Source organism: Streptococcus sp. KHUD_011 (assembly GCF_046352925.1).
Classification (GTDB): Bacteria; Bacillota; Bacilli; order Lactobacillales; family Streptococcaceae; genus Streptococcus.
In genome coordinates this window covers 1,884,473-1,899,758 of record NZ_CP157578.1, presented here as the reverse complement: position 1 = coordinate 1,899,758, position 15,286 = coordinate 1,884,473, and the positions used below count along the sequence as shown (strand labels likewise).

Sequence of the window (15,286 nt, the reverse complement as noted above, 5' to 3'; positions counted from 1 at the left end):
TTTTTATCAGAGTATTCGTTATTTATTGGTATTGTTCTATATTCGGATGCTAGATATAGATATGCTATCAGAAGTAGGAAATGGGATTGTTAACTCTTCTTTTTCCCTATTAGCTATCGTACTAACAGTAGTTATGATGAAGCGCTGGTCTTTGGATTTGGATTTATTTTTTTCAGATGCTTTCAAAACCCACTATCGTAAGAGTTTTTTCATTATCCTACCTCTGACTGTGTTTAGGATATTCTCTTCGTTTATGACCAATAGAAATAGTTCTTTCTACGTTCGATTTGACACGACCATTTCTCTTCTGATTTTCATTCTCTTTTTCTCTTGGCTCTTTTATATCAAGCATTTGGAGCAGGTTTATCGTGATGAGCAAACCATTAAGAGACAGGAAGATGAAAATCGTTCCTTGCAAGGGATGGTGGACAAGCTAGGTCATCTCTATGATGAGGTTCGAGGTTTCCGTCATGATTTTGCGGGAATTGTCGCCAGTATGGAGCCTGCCATAGCGAATCAAGATATGACTGAAGTTTCTACCATTTATCAAGATGTCTTTCTAAAGACCAATGAAAAGCTGAGGAAGGCGGACTACACAGCCTTTAATCTTCACAATATTCATGATATAGCCATTCGTAATACCTTGGCAAAAGCCATGATTGTGGCAGATAATCAGGGAATTCATTTTAGTTTGGAGACGGTGGGGGTCGTAGAAGAGCTGGCATTGCCGATGTTGGAGGCTATCCGTATCCTCTCTATCCTCACGACAAATGCTTTAGAAGCAGCGAATGAGGCGGAAAATCCGCAGATTCGGGTTGCTTTGTTGGCAGGTGATAGGAGTGTCCGTTTTATCATTGAAAACACTCGTAAGAAAGAAGAACTGAATCCCAGCATTCTCAGTCAAAAGGGTTACTCTACCAAGGGTAACCATAGTGGACTGGGCTTAGCAACCTTGGAGGATATGGTTTTTCATTATGATTTGAACTTAGATACCCAGCTAGGAGAAACGACCTTTAGACAAGATTTAGAATTGCCATTTAAGGATGAGAAACGAGGGGGAGAGGAATGAGAATTTTAGTTTTGGAAGATGATAGAGTCCAGCAGGGGCGTATAGAGCAGACTTTGCTAGATATCGGTCGCTCTCGCAATTTGAGATTGGAAATTGATATTGCCAAAAACTATGGAGACGTTGAAAAGTATTCTCAGTATTTTGACCATTACCAGCTCTATTTATTGGATTTAGAGATTGATGGAGAGCGTGAACGGGGCTTTCAGGTTGCTCAACAGGTTCGGGAGCGGGATCCTTTTACAAGCATTGTCTTTGTGTCCACGCACTCGGAGGCCTTGCCTCTAGCTTTTCGCTATCACTTGTCTGCCTTGGATTTTATTTCCAAGGATCAGCCAGAGGAAGATTACCGTCATCAGTTGGAGCGCTGTCTGGACTATGTACTGGCAGTGGACAAGAGGGAAAATATGCGTCTCTTCACCTATAGTTTTGAGGGAAGACGGGGCTTTACTCTGCCCTACCATGAGATTTTAGCCTTTGAAACCTCAGTGGAATCCCATCGTATCAAGGTCTATTATGCCAATCACTCTATCAAGACCATTTATGGCAGTCTCAAGGATATCGCTGCCAAGGCTGAAAAAGATTACTTTGTCTCTGCCAATCGCAATACTTTAGTCAGTTTACAGGCAATTGAAGAGATGACTGCCACAGAAGTGACCTTGTTAGAAGGCTTGCATTTTCCCGTATCACGGACAGCCAGAAGAACCCTTAAAAAACATCTCAATGTCTAATATCTGTTAGACTTGAATGAGTTTATCAATAAGAATGTCGGAAAATTTTCTGATATTCTTATTTTTTTGACTTCTTTTTCGAATAGATAAGTAAGAGGAAAAGGAAGGAGTCTGGTTTATGTATCTACCAATTTTCTATCCATGGTTTACTAAATTATTTTTTAAATAAATTTAATTTAGTTGTACGTTTTCGAAATTTTTTTCGAATAGATAAGTAAGAGGAAAAAGAAAGGAGCCTAATTCATGTATCTACCAATTTTCTATCCATGGTTTACTAAATTATTTTTCAAATAAAATTTAATTTGGTTGTACGTTTTCGAATTCTTTTTCGAATAGATAAGTAAGAGGAAAAGGAAAGGAGCCTGGTTTATGTATCTACCAATCTTGTATCCGTGGTTCATTAAATTATTTTTTAAATAAAATTTAATTTAGTTGTTCATTTTCGGATTGTTTTTCGAATAGATAAGTGAGAGGGAAAAAAGAAAGGAATAAAATAATGAAAGAACATTATTATGGATTTGTTGAGCTGACTTCGGAAGAATTGACCGATATTCAAGGTGGAGAAAATTGGACGAAGACACTTGCAGATTGGTACGTTGGATTTCGTAGAGGTTTAGGTTTTTAGGGAATAAGCGATGAATGAAATGAATGATAAGTGTACTATTGAAGTATTAAAGGAAAGCGACTTAGCCTTGCTGGTGGGTGGTAGCAAGGAAAGTTATCAACGGGGTTTAATTACAGGTCTATTGTTACGTAGTGTATTTATTGGAACTCCATTTTTTAGAGGATAAGATTTAGAAAAAATAGAATAAGAGGAGAAAAAGATGACAAATTTTGACAAAATGGAACAGAACTTTGTAGCTCTTACAGAAGAAGAGTTGATGAATGTAGATGGGGGAATTATTCCGATTGCAGTAGCAGCTAGTATTATTGCAGGTTCAGCATTTGCCGGTTTAAGTGCAGGAGTAGCTATTGGAATTAGTCGAAACAAGAGATAATGAGAGAATCAATGAAGTTTTCAAACGAATTTGCGGCTGTTATTATATCAGCCTCAGGAATAGTGGGTTTATTAGTAGGAGTAGCTATTGGATTAGCTAGTATTATTTAAAAAGGAGTATATCATGCAAAATTTGAATCAATTTGAAATCGTAAAGCAAAATGAATTAGAGCAAGTACAAGGCGGAGTGGGTTTATTGATTGTTATCGGAGGCTCATTACTTGCTGCAGGTGGAGCTGGGGTAGCTGGTTATTGGTTATCTCGTACGTTTGGTTAATATATTTAAAGGAGTAGGTGGGATATGAAAAAATTAGAAGAAAAATTTGAGATCATGGCAGAAGCAGATTTGGCTAGTACCGAGGGTGGACTTATTATTACTACTTCTACAGCTATCGCTTGGGGTGTTTTAGGAGTTGTTACCTATATGTACGGTCGTCATCTAGGAAGCAGACGTTAATTTTAACAATTTGATACATATTTTATTAAAGAATGTAAGAAAAACTATGAATCGTAATTTAGAACGGTGTTATCTATTCTGACCATGAATAGATCGTACCAGAGGTGGCTTAGAAATAGCAGGGACATTAGTAATTGAAGTAATAAATAGGATGTCATAAATGTTACTATCAATGATTTATTTGTTCCAAGCTTGCCTAGGGTGACAGTAAAACATCAATTTCCTTTCATACCATATTTTTAGTAGGCATGACGTTTGTTCTGCCTATTTTTTTATCCAAAAAGTGCATTTGGGAGGTAGATAGGCGCATTTGGGAAGGAAGTTCAGTTTTTGTTTGGGGATTGGGGTAAGATAGTTGTTATCAGATGAGTTTATACTCTTCGAAAATCAAATTCAAACCACGTCAACGTCGTCTTGCCGTATATATGTGACTAACTTCGTCAGTCCTATCTACAACCTCAAAACAGTGTTTTGAGCAGCCTGCGGCTAGTTTCCTAGTTTGCTCTTTGATTTTCATTGAGTATTAGGAAAAAGGAGATGAATATGAAATTTGGGAAACGTCACTATCGTCCGCAGGTGGATCAGATGGACTGCGGTGTAGCTTCATTGGCTATGGTTTTTGGCTACTATGGTAGCTATTATTCTTTGGCTCACTTGCGAGAATTGGCCAAGACGACTATGGATGGGACGACGGCTTTGGGATTGGTCAAGGTGGCAGAGGAGATTGGCTTTGAGACGCGGGCCATTAAGGCGGATATGACGCTCTTTGACTTGCCAGATTTGACTTTTCCTTTTGTTACTCATGTTCTTAAGGAAGGAAAATTGCTCCACTACTATGTGGTGACTGGGCAGGATAAGGATAGCATTCATATTGCCGACCCAGATCCTGGGGTGAAATTGACCAAACTGCCACGTGAGCGTTTTGCGGAAGAATGGACAGGAGTGACGCTTTTTATGGCACCTAGTCCAGACTACAAGCCTCATAAGGATCAAAAGAATAGTCTGCTCTCTTTTATTCCTATATTAGTGAAGCAGCGTGGCTTGATTGCTAATATCGTTTTGGCGACACTCTTGGTAACCTTGATTAATATTGTGGGTTCTTATTATCTGCAGTCTATCATTGATACCTATGTGCCAGATCAGATGCGTTCGACGCTGGGGATCATTTCTATTGGGCTGGTTATCGTCTATATTCTCCAGCAGGTCTTGTCTTACGCTCAGGAGTATCTCTTACTTGTTTTGGGGCAACGCTTGTCGATTGACGTAATTTTGTCCTATATCAAGCATGTTTTTCACCTACCTATGTCCTTTTTTGCGACACGTCGGACAGGGGAAATCGTGTCTCGTTTCACGGATGCTAATAGTATCATCGATGCGCTGGCTTCGACCATTCTTTCGATTTTCCTAGATGTGTCAACGGTTGTCATTATTTCCCTTGTTTTATTTTCGCAAAATACCAATCTCTTTTTCATGACCTTATTGGCACTTCCTATCTATACAGTGATTATCTTTGCTTTTATGAGGCCGTTTGAAAAGATGAATCGGGATACCATGGAAGCCAATGCGGTTCTGTCTTCTTCTATCATTGAGGATATCAACGGTATTGAGACTATCAAGTCCTTGACCAGTGAAAGTCAGCGTTACCAAAAGATTGACAAGGAATTTGTGGACTATCTGAAAAAATCCTTCACCTATAGTCGGGCAGAGAGTCAGCAAAAGGCTCTGAAAAAAGTTGCCCATCTCTTACTCAATGTCGGCATTCTCTGGATGGGGGCTGTTCTGGTTATGGATGGCAAGATGAGTTTGGGGCAGTTGATTACCTATAATACCTTGCTGGTTTACTTTACTAATCCTTTGGAAAATATCATCAACCTGCAAACCAAGCTTCAGACAGCGCAGGTTGCCAATAACCGTCTAAATGAAGTTTATCTGGTAGCTTCTGAGTTTGAGGAGAAGAAAACGGTCGAGGACTTGAGCTTGATGAAGGGAGATATGGCCTTCAAGCAGGTTCATTACAAGTATGGCTATGGTCGAGATGTCTTGTCGGATATCAATTTGACTATTCCCCAAGGTTCTAAAGTGGCTTTTGTGGGAATTTCAGGGTCAGGTAAGACGACCTTGGCCAAGATGATGGTTAATTTTTATGATCCAAGTCAGGGAGAGATTAGTCTGGGTGGTGTCAATCTCAATCAGATTGATAAAAAGGCCTTGCGCCAGTATATCAACTATCTTCCTCAACAGCCCTATGTCTTTAACGGAACGATTTTGGAGAATCTTCTTTTGGGAGCAAAGGAGGGAACGACTCAAGAGGATATCTTGCGGGCGGTCGAGTTGGCAGAGATTCGGGAGGATATCGAGCGTATGCCACTGAATTACCAGACAGAATTGACTTCGGATGGGGCAGGGATTTCAGGTGGTCAACGTCAGAGAATCGCTCTGGCGCGTGCTCTCTTGACAGATGCGCCGGTCTTGATTTTGGATGAGGCGACCAGCAGTTTGGATATTTTGACAGAGAAGCGGATTGTCGATAATCTCATGGCTTTAGACAAGACCTTGATTTTCATCGCCCACCGCTTGACTATTGCTGAGCGGACAGAGAAGGTTGTTGTCTTGGATCAGGGCAAGATTGTTGAAGAAGGAAAGCATGCTGATTTGCTTGCACATGGTGGCTTTTACGCCCATTTGGTCAATAGCTAGAAAGAGGAGAGGATGAAACCAGAATTTTTAGAAAGTGCGGAGTTTTATAATCGTCGTTATCATAATTTTTCCAGTCGGGTGATTGTACCCATGTCCCTTCTGCTTTTGTTTTTACTTGGATTTGCAACATTTGCAGAGAAGGAGATGAGTTTGTCTACAAGAGCGACTGTCGAGCCTAGTCGTATTCTTGCAAGTATCCAGTCTACTAGCAACAATCGCATTCTTATCAATCATTTGGAAGAAAATAAGCTGGTTAAGAAGGGGGAGCTTCTGGTTCAATATCAAGAAGGGGCAGAGGGTGTCCAAGCGGAGGCCTATGCTAGTCAGTTGGACATGCTCAAGGATCAAAAAAAGCAATTGGAATATTTGCAAAAGAGCCTGCAAGAAGGGACTGATTACTTTCCAGAGGAGGATAAGTTTGGCTACCAAGCCACCTTTCGTGACTACATCAGCCAAGCAGGTAGTCTTAGGGCTAGTACATCGCAACAAAATGAGACCATCGCGTCCCAGAATGCAGCAGCTAGCCAAACCCAAGCCGAAATCGGCAACCTCATCAGCCAAACAGAGGCTAAAATTCGCGATTACCAGACAGCTAAGTCAGCTATTGAAACAGGTGCTTCCTTGGCCAGTCAGAATCTAGCCTACTCTCTCTACCAGTCCTATAAGTCTCAGGTTGAGGAAAATCCGCAAGCTAAGGCCCAAGCAGTTGCGCAGGTTGAAGCGCAGCTTTCTCAGTTAGAATCTAGTCTTGCTACTTACCGTGTCCAGTATGCGGGTTCAGGTACCCAGCAAGCCTATGCGTCTGGTTTAAGCAGTCAATTGGAGTCTCTCAAATCCCAACACTTGGCAAAGGTTGGTCAGGAATTGACCCTTCTAGACCAGAAAATCTTGGAGGTGGAGTCAGGTAAGAAGGTACAGGGAAATCTTTTAGACAAGGGGAAAATTACGGCGAGTGAGGATGGGGTGCTTCATCTTAATCCTGAGACCAGTGATTCTACCATGGTAGCAGAGGGGGCTCTACTAGCTCAACTCTATCCATCTTTGGAAAGAGAAGGCAAAGCCAAACTAACAGCTTATCTTAGTTCAAAGGATGTAGCAAGGATCAAGGTAGGTGATTCTGTTCGCTATACGACGACTCATGATGCCAAGAATCAACTTTTCCTAGATTCTACTATTACAAGTATTGATGCGACAGCTACTAAGACTGAAAAAGGGAATTTCTTTAAAATCGAGGCGGAGACTAATCTAACTTCGGAGCAGGCTGAAAAACTTCGGTACGGGGTGGAAGGTCGCCTGCAGATGATTACGGGCAAGAAAAGTTACCTACGTTATTATTTAGATCAATTTTTGAACAAAGAGTAATGTTCGTTTTTTTAGCGTTAAATTATTTTAAAACTGTGAGAAATCTTTTTCTTGCAGTTTTTTCTGTATGATTTTTGAGGACACTACGTTATTTATTCGGTTAAATTCTTGTAATTTTAGGTTTTTTATGGTAGAATGTGCTCAAGTAATACGAAAGGCGAACTTTAAAATGTCAAAACAATTGATCTATTCGGGAAAAGCTAAAGATATCTATACAACTGAGGATGAAAATCTTATTATTTCAACTTACAAGGACCAGGCGACTGCTTTCAATGGTGTTAAGAAGGAGCAGATTGCAGGTAAGGGAGTGTTGAATAATCAGATTTCATCTTTTATTTTTGAGAAATTAAATGCGGCTGGTGTGGCGACTCACTTTGTGGAGAAACTTTCAGACACGGAACAACTCAATAAAAAGGTTAAGATTATTCCTCTGGAAGTCGTGCTTCGCAACTATACAGCTGGTTCCTTTTCAAAACGTTTTGGCGTAGACGAAGGTATTGCATTTGAGACTCCGATTGTCGAATTTTACTACAAAAATGATGATTTGGATGACCCGTTTATCAATGACGAACATGTGAAATTCCTACAGATTGCGGATGACCAGCAGATTTCCTACTTGAAGGAAGAAACTCGTCGAATCAATGAACTCTTGAAAGTCTGGTTTGCTGAGATTGGGCTTAAGTTGATTGACTTTAAGCTAGAGTTTGGTTTTGATAAGGATGGCAAGATTATCTTAGCAGATGAATTTTCACCAGATAACTGCCGTTTATGGGATGCGGATGGCAACCACATGGATAAGGATGTTTTCCGTAGAGGATTGGGGGAGCTAACAGACGTTTATGAAGTTGTCTGGGAGAAGTTGCAAGGTTTGAAATAATCTGTTTGCAACGGAAAACCTTCGTCTCTCAACTAAAAGGACTCAGGCTGAAAAGGTCCCTCAGACCTTTTCACTCCGTAGAGGACTAGGTGAATTAACAGATGTTTATGAGATTGTTTGGGAAAAGTTACAGGGTTTGAAATAATCTGTTTGCAAGATTCTCAAGGTCATTTGGAAACATTGCAAGAGCTGAAATAAAGGAATAAGAATTGATGGATAAACGTATTTTTGTTGAAAAAAAGGCTGATTTTCAGGTCAAGTCAGAGAGTTTGGTGAGAGAACTCCAGCACAACTTGGGACTTTCAAGCTTGAAAAGTATTCGCATCGTGCAAGTGTATGATGTATTTGATTTGGCAGAGGGCTTGTTTGCGCCTGCAGAGAAACACATTTTCTCTGAGCAGGTGACAGACCATGTTTTGGACGAAGCGGCTGTGCAGGCGGATCTTGCCAACTATGCTTTCTTTGCCATTGAAAGCCTGCCTGGTCAATTTGACCAACGTGCGGCTTCTTCACAGGAAGCCTTGCTTTTACTAGGAAGTTCGAGTGATGTGACAGTTAATACAGCACAACTTTACTTAGTCAATAAAGATATTGATGCGACTGAGTTGGAAGCAGTCAAGAATTACTTGCTCAACCCAGTTGATTCTCGTTTCAAGGACATCACGACAGGGATTGCCAAGCAGGAATTTTCAGAGTCAGACAAGACCATTCCTAAATTGACTTTCTTTGAAAGCTATACAGCAGAAGACTTTGCTCGCTACAAGGCCGAGCAAGGGATGGCCATGGAAGTGGATGATTTACTCTTTATCCAAGACTATTTCAAGTCAATCGGGCGCGTGCCGACGGAAACAGAACTCAAGGTTTTGGACACTTACTGGTCTGACCACTGCCGTCACACGACGTTTGAGACAGAGTTGAAACACATCGACTTTTCAGCTTCTAAATTCCAAAAGCAATTGCAGTCAACCTATGATAAATATATCGCTATGCGCGACGAGTTGGGGCGTTCTGAAAAACCGCAAACCTTGATGGATATGGCAACTATTTTCGGTCGTTATGAGCGTGCTAATGGACGTTTGGATGATATGGAAGTGTCAGACGAAATCAATGCTTGCTCAGTAGAAATCGAAGTGGACGTTGATGGTATCAAGGAACCTTGGCTCCTCATGTTTAAAAATGAAACTCACAACCACCCAACTGAGATTGAACCATTTGGTGGGGCTGCTACCTGTATCGGTGGAGCCATTCGTGATCCATTGTCAGGTCGTTCCTACGTTTATCAAGCTATGCGTATCTCGGGTGCTGGTGATATTACAGCACCGATTTCGGAAACGCGTGCTGGGAAATTGCCACAACAGGTTATTTCTAAAACAGCTGCTCATGGTTATTCTTCATACGGTAACCAGATTGGACTTGCAACAACCTACGTTCGTGAATACTTCCACCCAGGCTTTGTAGCTAAACGCATGGAGCTAGGTGCTGTTGTCGGAGCGGCTCCTAAGGGCAATGTTGTCCGTGAAAAACCGGAAGCTGGTGATGTCATTATCCTTCTTGGAGGTAAGACTGGACGTGATGGTGTCGGTGGTGCGACAGGTTCTTCTAAGGTTCAAACGGTTGAGTCCGTGGAAACTGCTGGAGCTGAAGTTCAAAAAGGGAATGCCATCGAAGAACGTAAGATTCAACGTCTTTTCCGTAATGGAGATGTCACTCGTCTCATTAAGAAGTCCAATGACTTTGGTGCTGGTGGTGTCTGTGTGGCTATCGGTGAATTGGCGGACGGTCTTGAAATCGACCTCAACAAGGTGCCTCTTAAATACCAAGGCTTGAATGGTACTGAAATTGCCATCTCTGAATCTCAAGAACGGATGGCGGTCGTGGTTCGTCCAGAAGACGTAGATGCCTTCGTTACAGAATGTAATAAAGAAAATATTGACGCTGTCGTGGTTGCGACAGTAACTGAAAAACCAAATCTAGTCATGCACTGGAATGGAGAGACAATCGTGGACTTGGAGCGTCGTTTCCTTGACACCAATGGTGTGCGTGTGGTCGTCGATGCTAAGGTTGTGGACAAGGATGTCAAGCTTCCAGAAGAACGTCAAACATCTGCTAACACACTTGAAGTTGATACACTTGCGGTTTTATCTGATTTGAATCATGCGAGTCAAAAAGGATTACAGACTATCTTTGATTGCTCTGTTGGACGCTCCACGGTTAATCACCCACTTGGTGGTCGTTACCAACTCACACCAACTGAGGCATCTGTGCAGAAATTACCAGTTCAACACGGTGTGACCCATACTGCGTCAGTCATGGCCCAAGGATTCAATCCATATGTAGCTGAATGGTCTCCATACCACGGTGCTGCCTATGCGGTGATCGAAGCAACTGCTCGATTGGTTGCTGCTGGTGCAAACTGGTCTCAGGCTCGTTTCTCTTACCAAGAGTACTTCGAGCGCATGGACAAACAAGCTGAGCGTTTTGGTCAGCCAGTAGCAGCGCTTCTAGGTTCTATCGAAGCTCAGATTCAGCTCGGTCTACCATCTATTGGTGGTAAGGACTCTATGTCTGGTACATTTGAAGAATTGACTGTGCCACCAACCTTAGTTGCCTTTGGGGTAACGACGGCAGATAGCCGTAAGGTGCTTTCTCCAGAATTTAAGGTTGCTGGTGAACATATCTACTACATCCCAGGTCAAGCATTGGCTCAAGAGATTGACTTCGATCTTATCAAGTCTAACTTCGCTCAATTTGAAGCCCTTCAAAAGGCTCACAAAGTAACATCTGCATCGGCTGTCAAATACGGCGGTGTGGTTGAAAGTTTGGCTCTTGCTACCTTTGGAAATAATATCGGTGCAGAGGTGACCTTGTCTGAACTTGAAAGTTCTTTGACAGCACAATTGGGCGGATTTGTCTTCACATCACCTGAAGAAATTGCTGGAGTAGAGAAGATTGGACAAACAAGTGCAGACTTTACACTCCTTGTCAACGGTGTGAAGCTAGATGGACACAAACTTGACAGTGCCTTCCAAGGGAAATTGGAGGAAGTTTACCCAACAGAATTTACTCAAGCTAAAGAACTTGCTGAAGTACCAGCTGTGGTATCAGATGTTGTGATTAAAGCAAAAGAAAAGGTTGAAAAACCTGTGGTCTATATCCCAGTCTTCCCAGGAACCAACTCAGAATATGACTCAGCCAAGGCCTTTGAGAAAGAAGGTGCAGAGGTTAACTTGGTGCCATTCGTGACCTTGCATGAAGAAGCCATTGTCAAGTCAGTCGAAACTATGGTTGACAACATCGGCAAGGCTAATATCCTTTTCTTTGCAGGTGGATTCTCAGCTGCGGACGAGCCAGATGGTTCAGCCAAGTTTATTGTCAATATTCTGCTTAATGAAAAAGTGCGTGCAGCTATTGATAGCTTTATCGCCCGTGGTGGCTTGATTATCGGTATCTGTAATGGATTCCAGGCTCTCGTCAAATCAGGCCTTCTTCCATACGGGAACTTTGAAGATGCCACCAGTACTAGCCCAACTCTCTTCTACAATGATGCCAACCAACACGTGGCCAAGATGGTAGAAACTCGCATTGCCAATACCAACTCACCATGGTTGACTGGTGTGCAAGTGGGTGATATCCACGCCATTCCTGTTTCGCACGGTGAAGGGAAATTTGTCGTGACGGCTGAAGAATTTGCAGAGCTCCGTGACAATGGACAAATTTTCAGCCAATACGTTGACTTTGACGGCAAACCAAGTATGGATTCTAAGTACAATCCGAATGGTTCCGTCCATGCCATTGAAGGAATTACCAGCAAGAACGGTCAAATCATTGGTAAGATGGGGCACTCAGAACGTTATGAAGACGGTCTTTTCCAAAACATCCCAGGAAATAAAGACCAGCACCTGTTCGCGTCAGCGGTTAAATACTTTACTGGAAAATAATACTTACAGATTTTCTAATAGATAGTATCAGTAATGTAAAAGTCATGTAGATTTAGCTCTTGGTGCTACACAAATAAAAATTAGGTATATAAAATGACATACGAAGTAAAATCTCTTAATGAAGAATGTGGTGTTTTCGGTATCTGGGGACATCCAGATGCTGCTAAATTGACCTATTTTGGACTCCACAGCCTTCAGCACCGTGGTCAGGAGGGGGCAGGAATCCTCTCCAATGACCAAGGACAATTGAAGCGTCATCGTGATATGGGGCTTCTATCAGAAGTCTTCAGAAATCCTGCTAATTTGGATAAATTGACAGGAACTGGAGCGATTGGACACGTGCGTTATGCGACTGCTGGCGAAGCTTCTGTAGATAACATCCAGCCTTTCCTCTTCCGTTTTCACGATATGCAGTTTGGCTTGGCTCATAATGGGAATCTGACCAATGCAGCCTCTCTCAAAAAAGAACTGGAACAAAGAGGCGCGATTTTCAGCGCGACTTCGGATTCGGAAATTTTGGCTCACCTCATTCGTCGCAGTCATAATCCGAACTTGATGGGCAAAATCAAGGAGGCGCTCAGCCTAGTTAAAGGTGGTTTTGCCTATATCTTGTTGTTTGAGGATAAGTTGATTGCTGCCCTTGACCCTAATGGCTTCCGTCCGCTTTCTATCGGGAAAATGGCCAACGGAGCGGTGGTGGTTTCCTCTGAAACTTGTGCTTTTGAGGTCATTGGTGCTGAATGGATTCGTGATTTGAAGCCAGGTGAGATTGTGATCATTGATGACAAGGGAATCCAGTATGATAGCTATACAGATGATACTCAGCTAGCAATCTGTTCTATGGAGTATATCTATTTTGCTCGCCCTGATTCTAATATCCACGGTGTCAATGTCCATACGGCACGTAAACGTATGGGTGCTCAATTAGCGCGTGAATTCAAGCATGAGGCGGATATTGTGGTCGGTGTGCCAAATTCCTCCCTCAGCGCAGCTATGGGCTTTGCTGAAGAATCTGGTTTGCCAAACGAAATGGGTCTTATTAAGAATCAATACACGCAACGGACCTTTATCCAACCGACTCAAGAATTGCGGGAGCAAGGGGTGCGGATGAAACTGTCTGCTGTTTCAGGCGTTGTAAAAGGCAAGCGTGTGGTTATGATTGATGACTCTATTGTACGTGGAACAACCTCTCGTCGTATCGTTCAGCTCTTGAAAGAAGCGGGTGCGACTGAGGTTCACGTTGCCATTGGTAGTCCAGCGCTAGCTTATCCATGTTTCTATGGAATTGATATCCAGACCCGTCAGGAGCTAATTGCGGCCAATCATACTGTTGAAGAAACTCGCCAAATCATTGGTGCGGACAGTCTGACTTACCTTTCTGTTGAAGGATTGATTGATTCGATTGGGATTGAAACAGATGCACCAAATGGCGGTCTCTGTGTCGCTTACTTTGACGGTGACTACCCAACACCTCTCTACGACTACGAAGAAGACTATCGTCGAAGTTTGGAAGAAAAGACCAGTTTTTACAAGTGAGTTACTGAAGATTCTCCATTAAAGAAAAGGAAAAATAAAATGGCAAATAAAAATGCATACGCTCAATCTGGTGTAGACGTTGAAGCGGGTTATGAAGTTGTTGAAAGGATTAAAAAGCACGTGGCTCGTACGGAGCGTGCAGGTGTCATGGGAGCTCTGGGTGGCTTTGGTGGTATGTTTGACCTTTCAAAGACTGGGGTTAAAGAACCCGTCTTGATTTCAGGAACTGATGGTGTCGGAACCAAGCTCATGCTGGCTATCAAGTACGACAAGCACGATACCATCGGTCAGGACTGTGTGGCCATGTGTGTCAATGATATCATCGCTGCAGGTGCGGAGCCCCTCTATTTCCTTGACTACGTCGCAACTGGCAAGAATGAACCAGCTAAGCTAGAACAAGTTGTCGCTGGTGTGGCAGAAGGTTGTGTGCAGGCAGGCGCTGCCCTCATTGGTGGGGAAACAGCTGAGATGCCTGGTATGTATGGCGCAGATGACTATGACTTGGCAGGTTTTGCGGTCGGTGTGGCTGAAAAATCTCAAATCATTGACGGTTCAAAAGTGGCAGAGGGAGATGTTCTTCTCGGACTTGCTTCAAGTGGGATTCACTCCAATGGTTACTCTCTGGTTCGTCGTGTCTTTGCAGACTACACAGGTGAGGAAGTTTTGCCAGAATTGGAAGGCAAGCAACTCAAGGAAGTTCTTCTTGAGCCGACTCGTATCTATGTCAAGGCTGTTTTGCCACTCATCAAGGAAGAGTTAGTCAACGGCATTGCCCACATCACAGGTGGTGGCTTTATCGAAAATGTCCCTCGTATGTTTGCGGAAAACCTAGCAGCAGAAATCGAAGAAGAAAAAGTTCCAGTCTTGCCAATCTTCAAAGCCCTTGAAAAATACGGTGAAATCAAGCATGAAGAAATGTTTGAAATCTTCAATATGGGTGTGGGACTTATGCTAGCAGTTAGCCCTGAAAATGTAAGTCGTGTCAAGGAATTGTTGGATGAACCAGTCTATGAAATTGGTCGTATCGTCAAGAAAGAAAACGAAAGTGTCATCATCAAATGAAAAAAATAGCGGTTTTTGCCTCCGGTAATGGCTCAAATTTTCAGGTGATAGCGGAACAATTTCCAGTAGAGTTTGTCTTTTCAGACCATCGTGACGCCTATGTGCTCGAACGTGCAGATAAGCTCGGCGTTCTGTCCTATGCTTTTGAACTCAAGGAGTTTGAGAGCAAGGCAGACTACGAAGCGGCCCTTGTCGAACTCTTGGAAGAACACCAGATTGACCTGGTTTGTCTAGCAGGCTACATGAAAATCGTTGGGCCAACCTTATTGGCGACTTATGAAGGCCGAATCATCAACATTCATCCAGCCTACCTGCCAGAATTTCCAGGAGCTCATGGGATTGAGGACGCTTGGAATGCTGACGTTGCAGAGAGCGGCGTGACCATTCACTGGGTAGATTCTGGTGTGGACACTGGTAAAATCATTAAACAAGTCCGTGTGCCAAGGTTAGCTGATGATAACATTGAAAGCTTTGAAACTCGCATTCATGAGGCAGAGTACAAGTTGTATCCAGAGGTTATTAGAGAATTGTTGGACAAGTAAATGAAAAAATGGTTGGAAACA

The 15,286-nt window shown here is 42.6% G+C and carries 15 protein-coding genes; all 15 read left to right on the top strand.

All coding sequences use genetic code 11. The annotated features are described in order from the left end of the window. Positions 1-61 precede the first annotated feature (61 nt). The 15 genes from ABKJ27_RS09215 (at position 62) to purN (ending at position 15,265) form a co-directional block, all read left to right on the top strand. Positions 62-1,069, top strand: coding sequence for a GHKL domain-containing protein (locus ABKJ27_RS09215; protein ID WP_410011750.1), 1,008 nt, complete (start codon positions 62-64; stop codon positions 1,067-1,069). Then, positions 1,066-1,797, top strand: a complete 732-nt coding sequence (locus tag ABKJ27_RS09210) for a response regulator transcription factor (protein WP_410011749.1) — start codon at positions 1,066-1,068, stop codon at positions 1,795-1,797. Before ABKJ27_RS09215 ends, ABKJ27_RS09210 begins: the two co-directional genes overlap by 4 nt. A gap of 496 nt (positions 1,798-2,293) precedes the next feature. Further along, entirely contained in the window at positions 2,294-2,422 is a 129-nt protein-coding gene (locus tag ABKJ27_RS09205) for a smi_0059.1 family bacteriocin-like peptide (protein ID WP_049499438.1), read from the top strand. 10 nt (positions 2,423-2,432) lie between these two features. Beyond that, complete coding sequence (locus tag ABKJ27_RS09200) at positions 2,433-2,588, top strand: hypothetical protein (protein ID WP_049499436.1); 156 nt, start codon at positions 2,433-2,435, stop codon at positions 2,586-2,588. A gap of 33 nt (positions 2,589-2,621) precedes the next feature. Next, on the top strand, positions 2,622-2,795 hold the full coding sequence (locus ABKJ27_RS09195) for a class IIb bacteriocin, lactobin A/cerein 7B family (RefSeq protein WP_000180829.1): 174 nt from the start codon (positions 2,622-2,624) through the stop codon (positions 2,793-2,795). A gap of 123 nt (positions 2,796-2,918) precedes the next feature. Beyond that, the gene (locus tag ABKJ27_RS09190) at positions 2,919-3,071 is read left to right on the top strand and encodes a class IIb bacteriocin, lactobin A/cerein 7B family (protein WP_001180498.1); all 153 of its coding nucleotides are present in this window, start codon (positions 2,919-2,921) and stop codon (positions 3,069-3,071) included. A 24-nt stretch (positions 3,072-3,095) separates the two neighbouring features. Continuing rightward, complete coding sequence (locus tag ABKJ27_RS09185; protein WP_000732248.1) at positions 3,096-3,251, top strand: hypothetical protein; 156 nt, start codon at positions 3,096-3,098, stop codon at positions 3,249-3,251. A gap of 543 nt (positions 3,252-3,794) precedes the next feature. After that, on the top strand, positions 3,795-5,948 hold the full coding sequence (gene comA, locus ABKJ27_RS09180; protein ID WP_410011748.1) for a peptide cleavage/export ABC transporter ComA: 2,154 nt from the start codon (positions 3,795-3,797) through the stop codon (positions 5,946-5,948). A gap of 12 nt (positions 5,949-5,960) precedes the next feature. Further along, positions 5,961-7,310 (top strand): competence pheromone export protein ComB, encoded by a 1,350-nt coding sequence (gene comB, locus ABKJ27_RS09175; protein ID WP_410011747.1) that lies wholly within the window; start codon positions 5,961-5,963, stop codon positions 7,308-7,310. 169 nt (positions 7,311-7,479) lie between these two features. Next, a complete protein-coding gene (gene purC / locus ABKJ27_RS09170; protein WP_237447385.1) occupies positions 7,480-8,187 on the top strand; it encodes a phosphoribosylaminoimidazolesuccinocarboxamide synthase in 708 nt (235 codons plus the stop codon). A gap of 1 nt (position 8,188) precedes the next feature. After that, positions 8,189-8,332, top strand: a complete 144-nt coding sequence (locus tag ABKJ27_RS09165) for a phosphoribosylaminoimidazolesuccinocarboxamide synthase (protein WP_078228447.1) — start codon at positions 8,189-8,191, stop codon at positions 8,330-8,332. 67 nt (positions 8,333-8,399) lie between these two features. Continuing rightward, positions 8,400-12,125: a phosphoribosylformylglycinamidine synthase gene (locus ABKJ27_RS09160; RefSeq protein WP_410011746.1), complete on the top strand. Its 3,726-nt coding sequence runs from the start codon at positions 8,400-8,402 to the stop codon at positions 12,123-12,125. 93 nt (positions 12,126-12,218) lie between these two features. Beyond that, positions 12,219-13,661, top strand: coding sequence for an amidophosphoribosyltransferase (gene purF / locus ABKJ27_RS09155; RefSeq protein WP_000220647.1), 1,443 nt, complete (start codon positions 12,219-12,221; stop codon positions 13,659-13,661). A 39-nt stretch (positions 13,662-13,700) separates the two neighbouring features. After that, positions 13,701-14,723 carry a phosphoribosylformylglycinamidine cyclo-ligase gene (purM, locus tag ABKJ27_RS09150; protein WP_410011745.1) on the top strand — a complete coding sequence of 341 codons (1,023 nt, stop codon included), beginning with the start codon at positions 13,701-13,703 and terminating at the stop codon, positions 14,721-14,723. Next, positions 14,720-15,265 carry a phosphoribosylglycinamide formyltransferase gene (gene purN / locus ABKJ27_RS09145; RefSeq protein ID WP_000717514.1) on the top strand — a complete coding sequence of 182 codons (546 nt, stop codon included), beginning with the start codon at positions 14,720-14,722 and terminating at the stop codon, positions 15,263-15,265. Before purM ends, purN begins: the two co-directional genes overlap by 4 nt. Positions 15,266-15,286 lie beyond the last annotated feature (21 nt).